Genomic DNA, 16,426 nt, shown 5'->3' on the forward strand with positions numbered 1-16,426 from the left:
TTATTATTCTGGATGATTACCTGAGTGATCTCCGGTAGAAAATGGAGTAGTTACCCCCTCATAATTCATCATCGTATGCATTCCTTTTTCCGCATGAACGAGATGATGACAATGAACCATCCATAGTCCACTATTATTTGCCTCTAAAGCAATTTCATATTCTTCTCCCGGAAAAACATTAACTGTATCTAAGTAAATCGGACTTCCCTCCATTGGTTTACCATTTTTAGAAATAACCTGGAATGTATGTCCATGCAAATGCATTGGATGAATTTCTTCTCCCTTATTTTTAAAGCGAATCTTAACTTTATCTCCTTTCTCTACTTTAATGGGTGGAATATCAGGTGATGTCTTTCCATTAATCGTATACACCCATTTTTCTTGTCCATTTACATCTTTCACACCTTCTGCCAAATCCATATCATAGACCTTTGTAAACTTTGAATCTATCGTAAACTTGCCAACTTCTTTTTCTCCATATTTCGTAAAGTCAAACCATGGATAACTCTTTATATCAATAGGTTTTTTCGGCAAAGAACCGTTCCCAATAGTCGCCGTTAACATTCGATTCATTTTCTTAGATGGATCCACATTAATAAGTTTTACACTCGTTGTTTCCGGCATTTTAAAAACAAGGTCATAACGTTGTGCAGCTCCCATCGGAAGAATTGCTTTATCTAGCTCGTCCCCACCTTTTATATCACGACCATCTAATGCGATAATTTGAAATGGCGCCCCAACTAATGTCATTAAATGCGTATTATTCCCAGCATTAATTAAGCGAAGGCGTACTGTTTCACCTGGTTTTGCATCCAATCGTAGTCCCTCACTTGTATCATTTAATGTAAATACATCGTAATCATCTCCATCAGATAAATCTTTGAGTTGATCATTACTTGGCATCATTAACGGTCCTTCTAAAGTTTGCGCCTTTTCATTTCGAATATGATTGCTAGGATAGCTATCCCAATCTTTATCTTGTTCGCCATTATGCTTACCGGTTTTTATGGCTCCTGTTTTCCATCCATGGATCGCCACTGTATAATCCTTTTCATATTTTACAGCTGGTTTATTCGGTTCAATAACAATGGTTCCAAATAGTCCCCGTTCCGTTTGTATTGCACTTTTTTGATGTGAATGATACCAATATGTCCCTACCTGATTAGCATTAAATGCGTATGTATATGTTTCACCTGGTTTTATAGCATTTTGCGTAACACCTGGAACACCGTCTACCGCCGCAGGAACATCTAATCCATGCCAATGGATTGTAACCGGTTCTGGCAATTCATTTTTCAAATTTACAACAATACGTTCACCTTGTTTAACTCGAATTTGAGTACCCGGTGATGTTCCATCAAAGGTCCATGCATCTACCTTTTTCCCATCTCCCAAATCTAAACTTGCTACTTTCGCCGTAATATTAAAAGTTTTTGTAACCCTTTTTTTGGCATCTGAATTAGCAATAGATGTAATTGATTCTGAAGTAGATGTTGCATCTGTTAACTTCTTTTTTTCATTTGTACCTGGGTAATTATTTATTAAAAAATATCCAAAAATAACTAACCCTAATAGTAAGCATGCCGCAATCAATATATTTCTTAAATCGCTTTGTATAAATTCCTTTTTCATATTAGTCTCTCTTTCATTTTTTGTTGTAAACTATTAATTTTCATACGTGGATTCATTGCCTATCACCTCACATATTCACTTCGATTTACATCATAACACTCAGAAAAAAAGAAACTTTGAAGGAATTTTAAAGACTTTATAAAGAAATATATTTCAATTTTTCTTTACTTCTAAATCTTTTTTATTGCGTAATAAAAAAGATTGTATAATACTATATAAAACATATATATTTAGGAGGATTACAACAATGTCCGAAAAAACATACGAACTCGCAACCTTCGCAGGCGGTTGCTTTTGGTGCATGGTAAAGCCATTTGATGAACTTCCTGGTATTCATAAAGTACTTTCTGGCTATGCAGGTGGTCATGTAGAAAACCCAACATATGAACAAGTAAAAGCTGGTACATCTGGTCATTTAGAAGTTGTACAAATTACATTCGATCCTTCTATTTTTCCATATGAAAAATTACTAGATTTATATTGGCCACAAATCGATCCAACTGATGATGGCGGACAATTCTTTGACCGTGGTCCCTCTTATCGCACTGCTATTTTTTATCATAATGAAACGCAAAAAGAGCTTGCTGAAAAATCAAAACAAGCTCTTGCAGAAAGCGGTATGTTTAAAGAGCCAATCATAACTGAAATTCGCCCGGCTGCACCTTTTTATGAGGCTGAAGAATACCATCAACATTTCTATAAAAAGAACCCAGAAAAATATGCTACTGAGCAAAAAGAATCTGGCCGTGAAGACTTTATAAAAGAAAATTGGCAAAAAAAATAATAAAAATGCATCGTACCTTTTAAGTACGATGCATTTTTATCTTTGAAAAAAGTACCATGCAATGATGAGAACAACCGCTGTCAATGTCCAAAGTGCGATTTCATTTTTCACTCTACTCTTCTTCTTAGTCATTTCATTCCCTCCTAATAGCAATACAACATATTCAAGATTTCCTCTGTTTAATTGTCCATCTTATATACGTGAATACATCCGTACAAATTCTTATAACAAGACCACCAATGATTCCGATTGCAATTGAAATTACTAATGTCTGTCCAAAACTAAAAGTAGTTGTGTATGTTATGTAGAGAACAACGCATACAAGTAAAACATCCGGTAAAGAAAGCAAAAACTTTTTAAGCATTTCTTCAGCTCTCCTATGTCTTATTTATCTCTTCTACTGTAGCTTTGAAATAAGATTTGTTTAAAAACTCCATTTAGACCTTCATTTTACGGAAAAGAATAAGACCCCCTTTTGAAAAGGGACTCTTATGTACATGTTCTATTCCATAATTACTCCTAAAATAGAATAATATTACTAATGATTTGTTGTACATTAACTATTTGCCAGGCAATCGAATGTTGCGCCAACTACCTACATCGCATTGACCGTATGTATTATCACCTACTGCTACCACCGTGCCATCTAATTTAAGACCGACCGTATGCGCACAACCAGCTGCTACCGCTACAATATCGCGCCAATCACTTACATTACATTGACCATACTCATTCCAGCCTACTGCCACCACGGTACCGTCTGATTTAAGTCCGATTGTATGATTCGTACCAGCTGCTATTACCATAATATCTCTCCAGCTGCCTACATCGCATTGACCAAGTTTATTATTACCCACCGCCATCACTTTTCCATCCGTTTTCAAACCAACAGTATGAAGGTAACCTGCGGCCAACTCCACCATTCCACGCCATTCACTTACATTGCATTGGCCATATCGATTATTCCCCACTGCCGTCACTGCGCCGTCCAATTTAAGACCGACTGTATGCCAATCACCCGCCGTGACCGCCACAATATTTCTCCAGCTACTTATATTACATTCTCCTTCTTTATTTCGCCCCACCGCTATTACCGTGCCATCCGGTTTAAGTCCAATGGTACGACGCCATCCCGCCGCAACCGATACAATATTATGCCATTCGTTTACATCACATTGATCATGCTTATTCCACCCCACCGCTTCCACAGTATTATCACTTTTCAGAGCGATTGTATGAGCATTACCCGTGTTCGTCGCCATATGAACATTGCCCGCTGCGACTGCTTCAATATCACACCAACGGCTTACATTGCATTCTCCTTCTTTATTTCGCCCCACTGCCACAACTGTGCCATCCGATTTAAGAGCAACTGTATGACCACGACCTGCCGCTATCGTACCTTTAGGCCACCGTTTCACTTTTAATATCTCTTCGTAATTCATGTTTTACCTCCTTGCATATAAGCAACTGTATCCAAATAGATATTTTTATCTAATTTCATTATAAATGACCCGACTTTTTTTATAAATTTACAGCTATAAAAGAAGCCTATTACTACTTCTTCAAAAAATAAAAACCTCCAGTTTAAATACTAGAGGTTTTTTCTTTATTTCTTCAATCGTTCGATAAAATCGTTCAATTTATCAAGAGATTTCATATTCTGATTACAAGCTACACCATCTTTACAAATATAGTTTCCCTTTTTAACGAAAGTTCCTTGTACATCACCTTTAATTTCAACTAAAAACATCCCTACTTCTTCATGTCCATGACATAATGAACAAATACTCTTTTTATTTAAACTTTGGAACGTTCCTTGCAGACCAACAAACTTATTTTTATCATTTTTCGCTATAATAAATTTCCTGCTTGACCCTTTATCAATCCAGCTTAAATAAGATAATTCTTTCATGTCCAGTTCTTCCATATCAGGAAGTTTTAATTTTTTCGCTTTAGGAAATAATTTTTTTAATGTTTGCGCTGTAACTTCCTGAAATGGAATTACATACGGATTTATTTTCATTAAAAACGATTCTGCATCTTCTCTATTTTGAACTGTTAATACCGTATCAATTAACTCTTTTTGTTCATCCGTTAAATTCTCAAATACATGTATTATCTTTTCAATCGCTAGTGATTTTAACGCTTGAATTACACCTCTATCATTTGCCGTTGCATGCCCGTTTGCTAAAATATAAGCTTGTGACTTTATAAAATTGTATTGATCACTTCTAATAAAAGCTTCCATCTTTATCACTCCATACAAATTGTTGATCTAGTGTTATTGTATACATAGATTCAGCTTTTTGATATGTAAAAGATAACTTAGAAACGAATATTACATACATCAATTATGTTCTACTGCTTCATTTCTTGACAAAAGAAGCCATCATCTGTTTTCCATTCTGCATATAATACATCTTCAAATTTAGTAATCCCTTTTTGCTTTATTTGTTTATAAAGCCATCCTTCATCAAAACCTGCTTCCCTCAAATTATCTTTCACTACTTTCCCATCACTAATTAATGAAATAGGTAAGTAAACAGGCTTATGTTTTAAACTTAAATCATTTATAGTGGGAGATTCATATTTACTTTTTTTCAATACACTTATGTTTCCATTTGGTTCCAAAATCATATACTCAACTTCTCGGATTGAAAATATATCTTTTTGTTGTCTTAGCATTTGTTGTAATTGGTTAATATCCAAATGATTCGATTTTAATTGTTCTCTGTCAATACGTCCATTTCGAATGATAATAGAAGGGTATCCTTCAAAAAACCTTCTTGTCCCCCTAAATTTTTGTGTTATCACTTCTATTGCGTAAATTAACACTGTCCATACAAGTACCGCATATAAAATAGACCATACTCTCACTTCAGGGTCATATATCGTATTTCCGACTAATTCCCCAAGAACAATGGCAGAAATAAAATCAAATGGCGTTAACTGAGATATTTGTGTTTTCCCTAATATTTTAGTCGCAACCAATAGAACAAAAAAACCAACAAACAGTTCTATCGTTATTTGTCCTAAATGATTCATATGTAGTCACCTTTCTGTCATATGAAATATAACATTTTTATTCCTATTCACATTTCTATGCCGTACAATCACGATTCACTTTTACTATTATCATTCCTATTTAAAACCAATATATCCAATATATACAAAGAAAAAAAGAGTCTAGTTCAATTTTATAATTGAACTAGACTCTTTTATTTTCATTTAGAATACACAATCTTTTTAATCGTTTCTCCGGAAAGAAAATGCTCCTCTGCAAGTTGATGAATGGAAACTCCACTTTTAAACGCTTCTTTAATTGTTTTATTTCTTTCATCTAATTGTTTTCTTCCTCCAGATCGTGTACCCCATTTATAATGTTTCGTTTCTTGTTTTGGAATGTAAATTGTTTCACCTTGTATATACTTTTGAATTTCAGTAATTAAACTTTCTGGTAAAACCGTCGCAGCTTTAACGTATTTCATTTCTGCTCGCCCCTTATTTTTTATGGTTCATTTCAATAAGGTGCAAAGCCAAATATAAAAAAATGATACGAGCTCATTTTAGGCGATTGTATATTACTTTTCTACCTCACGCAAAGTATCGCCATTTCCATACTTGGCTTTGCATGAGACGCTGCAGTGTCCGGCAATTGAATTGTAATCGCCATATAAACACCTCCTAATATACCTTTTGCATTTTATTATATGATAAATCCCTTCCCCTTGCATCCACATCCTTTTTAAAGCATGAAATTACTTAGTTTGATATAATACTTTTTAGTCCAATCCAAAAATATAGTGAGGTTACTTTATGAAAAAGAAAATAATCATTACAATCGTTACATTATTCATTATTACTGTAGCATTGTTCGGAACATACAAATTGATGAACGCAAGAAGTTTTCAATTGTTTGGAGATTTAACAAACCGAGTAGAAACAAATGAAAAAGTGATTGCTTTAACTTTTGATGATGGCCCTACGAACAATGTAAAACAAATATTACCGCTACTAGATACATACAATGCAAAAGCTACTTTCTTTTTAATCGGAAATGAACTAGAGAAAAACTTATCGTTAGGAGAAAATATCGTACAATCTGGACACCAAATTGGAAACCATACATACTCTCATAACAGAATGGTTTTTAAAACACCTTCTTTTATTAAAGAAGAAATAGAAAAAACGAATGCATTAATCCGCCAAACAGGATATACAGGCGAAATTGATTTTAGACCACCTAACGGTAAAAAGCTAATTGGTCTGCCCTATTATTTAAATAAAAATAATATCGAAACAATCATATGGGACCTTGAACCTGATACTTTTTATAAATCTGCGTCCGATAAAATTGAATATATTAATAAAAATGTAAAACCAGGTTCTATCATTTTATTACACTCTATGTATGATGGGGCTAATGAAAATTTACAGACCATTGAAGGTATTTTAGACTCTTTATCTAAGAAGGGCTATCAGTTCGTAACAGTAAACGAACTGCAAAAAAGAGCAAAATAAAGTAAAACTTTAATCAGTGGGGGCTTTTACGGGCAGTTGATCCTCCACCTAAATTCTTCACTTTCGCTGAGTTTTGAGGCGGGGGTCTTACTTCCCGTTAATACGGGATAAAAAGGTAGCGTATCATAGAGCGATACGCTACCTTTCTTTTTAAATAATGCCAAGTACATTTAAGAATACGATAATAATCGCAATTGGTGCGATAAAGCGAAGTAAGAATAACCATAATACGAACAGTTTATAGCCTTTATTTTTACTTACACCAAGCTCTTTCATTAATACATCTTTCTTCATTTTTAAAGGAACAAAGATGGAAACTAATAAAACACCAAGTGGCATTAGTACGTTACTCACTGCATAGTCCGCTAAATCAAAGATTGTCTTTCCGAAAATCTTCAGATCACTTAATATACCAAATGATAATGCTGATGGTACTCCAACAATGAAGATTAATAATCCTACAATTAAAGCCATTTTTTCACGTTTCCCTTTACCTTTTGCAGTTAAAGATGCAACGCTAATTTCTAACATTGAAATTGCTGATGTAATAGTAGCAAAGAAGAATAGTAATAAGAAAACGATGAAGAATAATTTTCCGAATGCCATTTTACTGAAAATAGCTGGTAATACGATAAATAATAGCCCCGGTCCTTGAGATGGTTCCATACCAAATGCGAACACTACTGGGAAAATTGCAAGTCCTGCAAGTAATGTAATTACTAATGTTAAAGCTACGATAGAAAATGCTGAACGCGGTAAACTTTCTTCCTTCGGTAAGTATGAACTATATGTTACCATTACTGCTACACCGACCGATAATGAGAAGAATGATTGACCCATCGCATATAAAATAACTTCTGATGTTACATGTGAGAAATCAGGTTGTAAGAAGAAACGAACGCCTTCTCCTGCGCCGTCTAATGTAAGGGCACGAACGATTAATACAAAGAATAAAACGAATAATGCTGGCATGAAATATTTATTTACTTTTTCAACACCATTTTGTACACCTTTACTTACGATGAAAATAGTAATAAGGATGAATAATAGCTGTGATCCAACTGCTAAATACGGATTGGAAATGATTTCACCAAACGTAGCTTCGTATGCCCCATTCCCTTCCCATAGTCTACCTGTAATTGCATTCCATAAGTATAATAAAATCCAGCCTCCTACAACACTGTAGAAAGAAAGTAATATGAAACAAGTTACAATCCCTAATTTCCCTAACCACGGCCATCGTGTTTTTGGTGCAATTTCTCTATACGCATCAACAGCCTCTTTTTGTGTACTTCTTCCGATAACGAATTCAGCTAATAATAGCGGTAAACCAATTAATAATGTGAAACCGATGAAAATAAGGAAGAACGCCCCGCCTCCTCCGATGCCGGCCATATATGGGAATTTCCAAATCGCCCCTAGACCAATTGCTGAACCTGCTGCAGCTAATACGAAACCTAATTTTGATGTCCATTGCTGTGAATTCATTTGTTAATCTCCTCTCTGTCTCTTTTTCTTTGTTTCAGTTCAGTATTTATATTGTTCTATCAATACTCTTTTCTAATACGTTCACTTCCTCCCTAATCATAAAAAAACGCCCCTACGTAAATACGTAGGGACGACAAAAATATCGCGGTACCACCCTAGTTATGAAGATACAACAAAGTTAGGACCTAAATAAAAAACGCCCCTACGCAAATACGTAGGGACGATAAATTATCGCGGTACCACCCTAGTTATGAAGCCACAACAAAGTTAGGACCTAAATAAAAAACGTCCCTACGTAAATACGTAGGGACGATAAATATCGCGGTACCACCCTAGTTGTGAAACAATCTTCACCACTTTATTTGATAACGGTATAAACTACCGTCTTTCATTTCCTCAAAATATGAGATTTATGAAAGATGCTCCAGGACGAACTTCATGAATAATCTATATACTGATTCACACCAACCATCAGCTCTCTGAAATAGGGAGATATTCACTACTATACCCTTTCATTGCCCAAATATTATTTTCCGAATTGATTACTATCATTTTTATCACACATTAAAAATAGTGTCAACTTATATTTTGAATTTTTATGTATTACATTCTATTTAAAAAATGTAAAATATGACTTTTAAATGAATAATATTAGAATATTTATGTTCCATACTATATTAACTTCTCTAACAGGTTTATAGTAGTATACGATAAATGCAAGACAGCACGAGTAGGAGGAAAGAATTTTGTCTACTTCAAAAGTTTTAAAAGGTACTGCTTTATTAAGTGGTGCAACAATGATTTCACGTATATTAGGTTTTATATACTTCTTCCCTTTTCAACTATTAGTCGGAACACAAGGGGTCGCTTTATATGGATATGCATACTCTTGGTACGGTATTTTATTAAGCTTCTCAACAGCTGGTATTCCTATTGCCGTTTCCAAATTTGTTGCAAAGCATAATGCGCTCGGTGATTATAGTACAAGCAAAAAATTATACAACTCTAGTGTAAAATTAATGCTGTTTATGGGCTTTTTAGGATTTTTAATTTTATTTATTGGGGCACCATACATATCACAATTTATTATTCGCTCGAAAACGCCAGATCCACAATTTATCGCCGATGTAACACTTACGATGCGAGCATTAAGTTTCGCACTTATTATCGTACCAGCTATGAGTGTTACACGTGGCTATTTCCAAGGTTTTCAACATATGAAACCAAGTGCCGTTTCTCAAGTCGTAGAACAAATTGCACGCGTTGTTTTCATTTTAGTTGGTAGTTTTATCGTCTCAAAACTATTAGGGGGTTCCGTAGCTTCTTCTGTTGCAGTTGCTACGTTTGGCGCTGTTATCGGAGCGATTGCCAGCGTTTCAATTTTAACGTTGTACTGGAAAAAATATAATAGATTAAAGCCTCCCGAAGGAGAATTAAAGTCAAGGGCATCAAATATTCCATTAAAAAATATTTATATGGAATTACTTCGATATGCAATCCCAATTGTATTTGTCGGTATTGCAATCCCGCTCTATACGTTAGTAGATCAATATACTGTAGCTGATGTCCTTAGAGCGATGGGCGAGCCTTTAGAAACAGCGAATGCAGTGTTCGCTTATATAACGAACTATGCCCAAAAGTTAATTATGATTCCAGCTTCACTTGCAACTGGATTCTCGTTAACGATTATTCCAGCTATAACGAAATCTTATACAAGCGGGAAACTAGAAGAATTACAAGAACAAATTTCAAAGATATTTCAAGTCTTGTTATTCTTCACTATCCCAGCTGCATTCGGTCTTGCTAGCATCGCTCACGATGCATTCCGTATGGTTTATGTAAATCCTGAAATTGCACTTGGTGGATCACAATATTTAATTTCATTTGCACCTTCTGCTATATTAAGTGCGATTTTCACAGTTTCAGCAGCTATTTTACAAGGAATCGATTATCAAAGAAAAACAATGATTGCATTCTCAGCCGGTATTCTCGTTAAAGTTTTAGTAAATACACCGCTCTTACATTTATTTGGCGGACACGGTGCTGTAATGGGAACAATTCTTGGATACCTCGTTTCCAATGTTATTATGTTGTACTGCATCGTTAAGTTTGCGAAATTTAAAATTGGCGAAACAGCAAAAACAGTATTTCTTATTACGATTTATTCCGCAGCAATGTCTGCTGTTGTAATCGCATTAAAAGCAATTTTAAAATGGTTAATTCCTGGACAATCTTATATCGAATCACTGCTTATTGTATGTATTTGTGGCGTCGCAGGAGGACTTGTTTACCTTTTATTCGTATTAACAAGCGGACTTGCTTCACATATTCTCGGTGATAGGATTCAGCGATTACCCGTACTAGGTAAATTAATCAAATAAAAAGAAGGGATGTAACGCATTGTTACATCCCTTCTTTTCTACTTCGCATATTGAATATGTTTTTGTTGTTCAACAATATGTAATTCTGGAGCATGTTGTTCTACTAAATGTAATAGCTCTTCGATTAACACCTCTAACTCCTGTACACTATACTCCGGTTTCCCTATTAACGTATTCTCCATACGCTCATATAAATTTTCAGGCTTAATACTCATTCGTTCCACATTATTCGGCATCCATTTAAATGCAGGATGATGCACATACATTCGGTTTAGACCAAATAAGACCCCAAATATATTTCTTTGCACTTCACAAATAACATCATAAAGCATAAGCCAATCTTTTCGTTTTAAAAGAGCCTCGCGATTATGCCAGCGATTGCTTAACCAAAGATTTTCTGAAATCATCCGTTTCGCTAGGTCTTCTGGATATGATACCACTTTATCTTTTAATTCCTGTACTTTCTCTTCTCCATACAAACTAACACCATCATGAACGGATGAGACAATACATTGTTTTTCATAACTTATATCATATTGATCCACCACACCTAAAATCACTTTCTCTACTGTTTCAGTTAAAAAGTTACTAATCTCTAATTTAATTCCCTCTTTTGTCAAATATGTTTCCGACCATTCTTCTTCCTCGTAAGGATGATATGACAATATTGTTCCACCAATATGATTAATAGGCCCTTTACGATCCTCGTCCTCTGGTGGTGCTGACCATAAAATATGTAATTCTATATCTGAATGTTCATCTTCTAACTTTCTAGCTACTGAACCCGCTAAAATAACAGCTTCAATCTTCGGATTTCTCCTATAAATCTCCGACATTTCTATTGCTTTCTCTTTTAATACCACTTCATTTCCCCCTAAAATTGCAGTACACTCTTACTCTTACTTTTTCATTTATCTACTTCGATATGACGCATTATATTTCCTTTTCACTGTTCCACTAAATCATATTTCTATCCAATAACGCTGAACAATTTCCCCACTATGAGAAGAAACTACTTCATTTTCTAACACACCGCCAACCTTTTGAATCGTTTTAGCCGAAGCAATATTAGTTTTATCGCAAGTTATTAACACTTTCTGCAACCCTAACTTTCGTGCTTCATATAATGCGAGTTTCAATTGTTTTGTCGCGTAACCTTGGCGACGTTTATTCGGATGAACACTATATCCAATATGACCACTTTCCCGCAATAATTCTTCGTTTAATCGTTGTCTAATATTCACAAAACCTATAAGTTCCCCTTTTTCAACACTTAAAAATTGACTAGATGGTACTCGATTACCTAGTAAGTTTTCTCCCAGTTCCTGTTTACTCACTTTTTCAAACCATTCATGGAGAGAATCAAAATTATGTAAAGAACTACTGCCGTGTGGTTGTTCGTCAGCATATAAAAACGCTTCCCGATACTCCATAATTTGTTCACTATGTTCATTTGTTGGTTTTAATAGTTTCATTGTACTTCCCCTCTCTTAACTACCTACAACAAACCCCTTAATAGCGCTATTTCACCATTAAGGGGTTTCTATCATTTTTATTCAAATAATCCCATACTTAAATACCGTTCTCCCGTATCAGGTGCAATACATAAAACTTTTTTACCAGCGCCTAATCGTTTTGCTATCATAATCGCTGCATAAACAGAAGCTCCAGAAGATGGTCCAACTAATAACCCCTCTTGTCTTGCTAAGTTTCTCATTGTCGTTAAAGCCTCTTCGTCTGCAATTTGAATAATTTCGTTATACACTTCTGTATTTAAATTTTTCGGGATAAACCCTGGACTTGTTCCTACTAGTTTATGAGGACCTGGAACACCGCCTGATAAAACGGGAGATCCTTTCGGTTCTACTACTGCAATATATAAGTTTGGTAGTTTCTCTTTTAACGTTTCCCCAGTACCTGTAATAGTTCCACCAGTTCCTGCCGTTGCTACGAATGCATCAAGCTCGCCATCCATTTGTTCATAAATTTCAAGTGCAGTCGTATAACGATGAATATTCGGGTTTGCTGGATTTTCAAATTGTTGCGGAATAAAACTATTTGGTATTTGCTTTTGCAGTTCTAACGCCTTCGCAATTGCTCCTGGCATTCTTTGTTCTGCCGGTGTTAAAACTACTTCTGCTCCGTATGCTTTCAATAAATTTATACGCTCTTTTGACATATTGTCTGGCATAATTAAAATCGCTTTATACCCTTTCGCAGCTGCATTCATTGCTAAGCCTATTCCTGTATTTCCGCTTGTCGGTTCAATAATTGTATCTCCTGGTTTGATGAGACCATGCTCTTCTGCAACGTGCAGTAAATTATAGGCAGCGCGGTCCTTCACACTGCGTGATGGATTAAACATTTCTAGTTTCACATACACATCTGCTGCGTCTTCTGGAATAAATTTAGATAATCGGACGACAGGTGTATCTCCTATTAATTCTGTAACATTTTCACATAATTTCATAGTGCATCCCCTATTCTATCGTTTTCTTATCATTTGGTAATAACCAAGAAGTAAGTCCAATTAATGGCAGACAACTACATAGTAACATAATGAATTGTAGACTATATATGTCAGCCAATTTCCCAAGTACTACAGATCCTAAAGCTCCTAGTCCAAACGCAAGCCCTACAATTAATCCAGATACCATCCCTACTTTTCCAGGAACAAGCTCTTGCGCATAAACAACAATTACACTAAAACTACTTGAACTAATAAAACCGATACATAAAAATAGCGGTACAACCCACACTAGCGAAACGTGAGGTAATAAAAGGGCGAGTGGTGCCGAACCTAGCATTGAAAATACAATAATTGTTTTCTTTCCAAATCGATCTGCTAACGGTCCACCAAAGAAAGTTCCTAATACACCGGCAATCATAAATGCGAATACGAAATACTGGGCATTTTTTATAGATAAACCGTAATGCTCAATTAAGTAAAATTGATAAAAATTCCCGATACCAGCACCGTACCAAGAACGTACAAAGGTAAGAAAAACAAGAAGTAGAATAACAAATTTAATATGTGTACTTACAATCGCATTTTCCGCCTCAAGCGCAGCCCTCTTTTTTCTTCTCACAGCGCCAGTTGCTAATTCATTCCTATACCAATTTGATACGAAAATTAATAATACAATTCCTACCGCTGCAAATGCTGTAAAACCTAAAGAACCAATTTGGCCGAGCGGAACGAAAATTAACGCTGTAAAAATAGGAGCTAGGGAATTCCCTGTATTTCCTCCCACTTGATAAATCGCTTGCGCTAAACCCCGTTTTGCACCAGCTGCCATATAAGCAACACGAGCACCTTCTGGATGAAAGACTGCGGAACCTAATCCGATAAATAAAACAGAAATAATAACAATAATAAAGTTCGGTGCAAACCCAAGTCCAATCATCCCAAGCATACTCGAAAACATACCGAGTGGTAATAAAAATGGTGACGGCTTCTTATCCGAATACATACCAAAAAACGGCTGCATAATCGATGACGTCATATTTAATGCAAACGCAATCCACCCTACTTGCATATAGGATAAATTCATCGTTTTTTCCAAAATAGGAAACAATGCCGGCACAACTGCTTGCATCGAGTCATTTAAAAAATGACCGAAACTAATTGCAAATAGTATTCGATATATCGTCGGTGTTTCAACAGTGTTTTTTTGCGAAACTGCCTGCATACGTGTATTTCTCCTTCCTGTACAATATATATATTTATTACAGCAAGTGTAATAAAGTAAAACTTTAACCTCAATAAATTCTGACTTTTGAAACATTTATATTCTATACTGGTTTCATTTCTTTTTCCAGAAATATCACTTATAGAAATAATATATTTTTTCTATAAGTTTTATCGGATTTATTTATAGAAATTTTCTATATTTTCTTTTATACTAGGACAGAGATGAAGGAAGGGATGACAACTATGAAGAAAAAATCTAAAGGAATCGTTGCACTCTCAATCACATTATCTATACTTTTAACAGCATGTGGTCAAAAACAAGAGGCAACAACTACCGGAGAAAAGAAAAAAGAATCTTCAAAACAAGTATTAAACATTGTAGAAGCTGGGGAAATTTCTACACTTGATTCATCTATCGCAACTGATGGGTTTTCTTACGCTGCATTAAACAACGTAATGGAAGGATTATATATGCCTGGTCCTGACAATAAACCTGTTCCTGCAGCAGCTGAATCATACAAACTGAGCGAAGATGGAAAAACATATACATTTACATTACACGACTCCAAATGGTCAAATGGTGATCCAGTGACTGCTCATGATTTTGAATATGCATGGAAACGTGCCATAAATCCAGAAACTGCTTCTGAATACGCACATATTATGTTCGATATTAAAAATGCAGAAAAAATAAATAAAAAAGAATTACCAATTGATTCATTTGGTGTAAAAGCGATTGATAATAAAACGCTTGAAGTACAGTTAGAACACCCTGTTCCATACTTTTTAGGGTTAATGGGATTTGCAACATTTTATCCTCAAAACCAAAAAGTTGTAGTAGCACAAGGGAAAAATTACGGACTTGAAGCTGCAAATGTAGTTTATAACGGGCCGTTCCAATTAAGTGAATGGAAACATGATACAAGTTATAAAATGACAAAAAACCCGAACTACTGGGATAATAAAAATGTGAAGTTAAATGAAATTAATGTAAATATCGTAAAAGATACTTCCACAGCCGTTAATTTATTTGAAAGCAAACAAGTAGACCGAATTACGATTAATTCAGAGTTTGTTGATAAATATCAAAAAGATCCGAGCTTAAAGAAAATGGAACGTCCTTCTATGACGTTTTTCCGATTTAGCCAAAAGAATCCTTTATTAGCAAACAAAAATGCTCGAAAAGCTATTTCGCTCGCTTTTGATAAACAAGGAATCGCAACAACGATTTTAAATAATGGTTCTATACCTGCGAATGCATTCGTTCCGAAAGGATTCGTAAAAGGACCTGATAACAAAGATTTTCGCAGTACAAGTAATGTAAAAGTAGAAACAAATGTGAAAGAAGCTAAAACACTATGGGAAACGGCGAAAAAAGAAACAAATTTACAAAACGCTTCTCTTTCAATCATAACAACTGATGAGTCTAACGATAAAAAAATTAGCGAGTTTTTAAAAGGTGAATTGGAGAAAAACTTACCTGGATTAAAAATCACATTACAGCCACTTCCAGTAAAAGCATTTTTAGATCGTGAAGGAAATGGTGATTTTGAAATTTCACTTTCTACATGGGGACCAGATTATCCTGATCCTACAACATTTTTAAATATGTTCGTCACAGATGGACCATTTAATAAAATGAGCTATTCAAACAAACAATACGACGAATTAATTGAGAAAACGAGCTCTACTTTAGCAACTGATTTACCAGCACGTTGGAAAGCGTTCCAAGATGCTGAGAAAATATTACTGGAAGATGATGCAGCTATCGCTCCAATCTTCCAATCAGGACTTGTATATTTAGAACGTCCAACAGTAAAAGATGTTGTTATTCGTCCATTTGCAGGAATTTATTCTTATAAGTGGGCTTCTATTACAGAATAAGAAAAAGGCGATCCTAACATATATTAGGATCGCCTTTTT

General features: G+C 35.1%; 15 protein-coding genes and 1 other annotated feature. Of the genes, 4 read left to right on the top strand and 11 right to left on the bottom strand.

Annotated elements, in window-relative coordinates; translation table 11 throughout:
* Window positions 1-3: 3 nt before the first annotated feature.
* Window positions 4-1,632: a multicopper oxidase family protein gene (locus ILT06_RS07470; protein ID WP_222654989.1), complete on the bottom strand. Its 1,629-nt coding sequence runs from the start codon at window positions 1,630-1,632 to the stop codon at window positions 4-6.
* A gap of 247 nt (window positions 1,633-1,879) precedes the next feature.
* Between ILT06_RS07470 and msrA the strand changes: the two genes are divergently transcribed.
* A complete protein-coding gene (gene msrA, locus ILT06_RS07475) occupies window positions 1,880-2,416 on the top strand; it encodes a peptide-methionine (S)-S-oxide reductase MsrA (RefSeq protein ID WP_064476439.1) in 537 nt (178 codons plus the stop codon).
* Between the two features lie 163 nt (window positions 2,417-2,579).
* Here msrA and ILT06_RS07480 read toward each other — a convergent pair whose 3' ends face one another.
* From ILT06_RS07480 to ILT06_RS07500, 5 genes are all read right to left on the bottom strand, one after another.
* Window positions 2,580-2,780, bottom strand: coding sequence for a hypothetical protein (locus ILT06_RS07480; RefSeq protein WP_000913390.1), 201 nt, complete (start codon window positions 2,778-2,780; stop codon window positions 2,580-2,582).
* Window positions 2,781-2,976: 196 nt separating this feature from the next.
* The gene (locus ILT06_RS07485) at window positions 2,977-3,861 is read right to left on the bottom strand and encodes an RCC1 domain-containing protein (protein ID WP_064476440.1); all 885 of its coding nucleotides are present in this window, start codon (window positions 3,859-3,861) and stop codon (window positions 2,977-2,979) included.
* A 164-nt stretch (window positions 3,862-4,025) separates the two neighbouring features.
* Window positions 4,026-4,667: a FusB/FusC family EF-G-binding protein gene (locus ILT06_RS07490; RefSeq protein WP_000387068.1), complete on the bottom strand. Its 642-nt coding sequence runs from the start codon at window positions 4,665-4,667 to the stop codon at window positions 4,026-4,028.
* Between the two features lie 110 nt (window positions 4,668-4,777).
* Window positions 4,778-5,464: a DUF421 domain-containing protein gene (locus ILT06_RS07495; RefSeq protein WP_064476441.1), complete on the bottom strand. Its 687-nt coding sequence runs from the start codon at window positions 5,462-5,464 to the stop codon at window positions 4,778-4,780.
* Between the two features lie 179 nt (window positions 5,465-5,643).
* Window positions 5,644-5,907 carry a CD3324 family protein gene (locus tag ILT06_RS07500; protein ID WP_064476442.1) on the bottom strand — a complete coding sequence of 88 codons (264 nt, stop codon included), beginning with the start codon at window positions 5,905-5,907 and terminating at the stop codon, window positions 5,644-5,646.
* Between the two features lie 328 nt (window positions 5,908-6,235).
* Here ILT06_RS07500 and ILT06_RS07505 point away from each other — a divergent pair, with 328 nt between their 5' ends.
* Window positions 6,236-6,940, top strand: a complete 705-nt coding sequence (locus tag ILT06_RS07505) for a polysaccharide deacetylase family protein (RefSeq protein ID WP_098111633.1) — start codon at window positions 6,236-6,238, stop codon at window positions 6,938-6,940.
* A 150-nt stretch (window positions 6,941-7,090) separates the two neighbouring features.
* Here the strand turns inward: ILT06_RS07505 and ILT06_RS07510 are convergent, their stop codons facing one another.
* Window positions 7,091-8,428 carry a sodium-dependent transporter gene (locus ILT06_RS07510; RefSeq protein ID WP_064476444.1) on the bottom strand — a complete coding sequence of 446 codons (1,338 nt, stop codon included), beginning with the start codon at window positions 8,426-8,428 and terminating at the stop codon, window positions 7,091-7,093.
* Window positions 8,429-8,730: 302 nt separating this feature from the next.
* Window positions 8,731-8,953 (bottom strand) — a binding site (T-box leader).
* A gap of 221 nt (window positions 8,954-9,174) precedes the next feature.
* Between ILT06_RS07510 and ILT06_RS07515 the strand changes: the two genes are divergently transcribed.
* Window positions 9,175-10,809: a putative polysaccharide biosynthesis protein gene (locus ILT06_RS07515; protein ID WP_064476445.1), complete on the top strand. Its 1,635-nt coding sequence runs from the start codon at window positions 9,175-9,177 to the stop codon at window positions 10,807-10,809.
* A gap of 38 nt (window positions 10,810-10,847) precedes the next feature.
* On the opposite strand, the gene ILT06_RS07520 is transcribed toward ILT06_RS07515, so the two are convergent.
* From ILT06_RS07520 to ILT06_RS07535, 4 genes are all read right to left on the bottom strand, one after another.
* Window positions 10,848-11,672, bottom strand: coding sequence for a DUF4037 domain-containing protein (locus ILT06_RS07520; protein WP_064476446.1), 825 nt, complete (start codon window positions 11,670-11,672; stop codon window positions 10,848-10,850).
* Between the two features lie 99 nt (window positions 11,673-11,771).
* A complete protein-coding gene (locus ILT06_RS07525; RefSeq protein WP_098103296.1) occupies window positions 11,772-12,284 on the bottom strand; it encodes a GNAT family N-acetyltransferase in 513 nt (170 codons plus the stop codon).
* A 77-nt stretch (window positions 12,285-12,361) separates the two neighbouring features.
* A complete protein-coding gene (gene cysK / locus ILT06_RS07530) occupies window positions 12,362-13,279 on the bottom strand; it encodes a cysteine synthase A (RefSeq protein ID WP_064476447.1) in 918 nt (305 codons plus the stop codon).
* Window positions 13,280-13,289: 10 nt separating this feature from the next.
* The gene (locus tag ILT06_RS07535) at window positions 13,290-14,501 is read right to left on the bottom strand and encodes an MFS transporter (RefSeq protein WP_064476448.1); all 1,212 of its coding nucleotides are present in this window, start codon (window positions 14,499-14,501) and stop codon (window positions 13,290-13,292) included.
* A gap of 245 nt (window positions 14,502-14,746) precedes the next feature.
* On the opposite strand from ILT06_RS07535, the gene ILT06_RS07540 reads away from it, so the two are divergent.
* Window positions 14,747-16,387, top strand: coding sequence for a peptide ABC transporter substrate-binding protein (locus tag ILT06_RS07540; protein ID WP_064476449.1), 1,641 nt, complete (start codon window positions 14,747-14,749; stop codon window positions 16,385-16,387).
* Window positions 16,388-16,426 lie beyond the last annotated feature (39 nt).

The sequence above is a fragment of the Bacillus sp. 17RED48 genome (genome assembly GCF_019837545.1).
Taxonomy (GTDB): domain Bacteria; phylum Bacillota; class Bacilli; order Bacillales; family Bacillaceae_G; genus Bacillus_A; species Bacillus_A wiedmannii.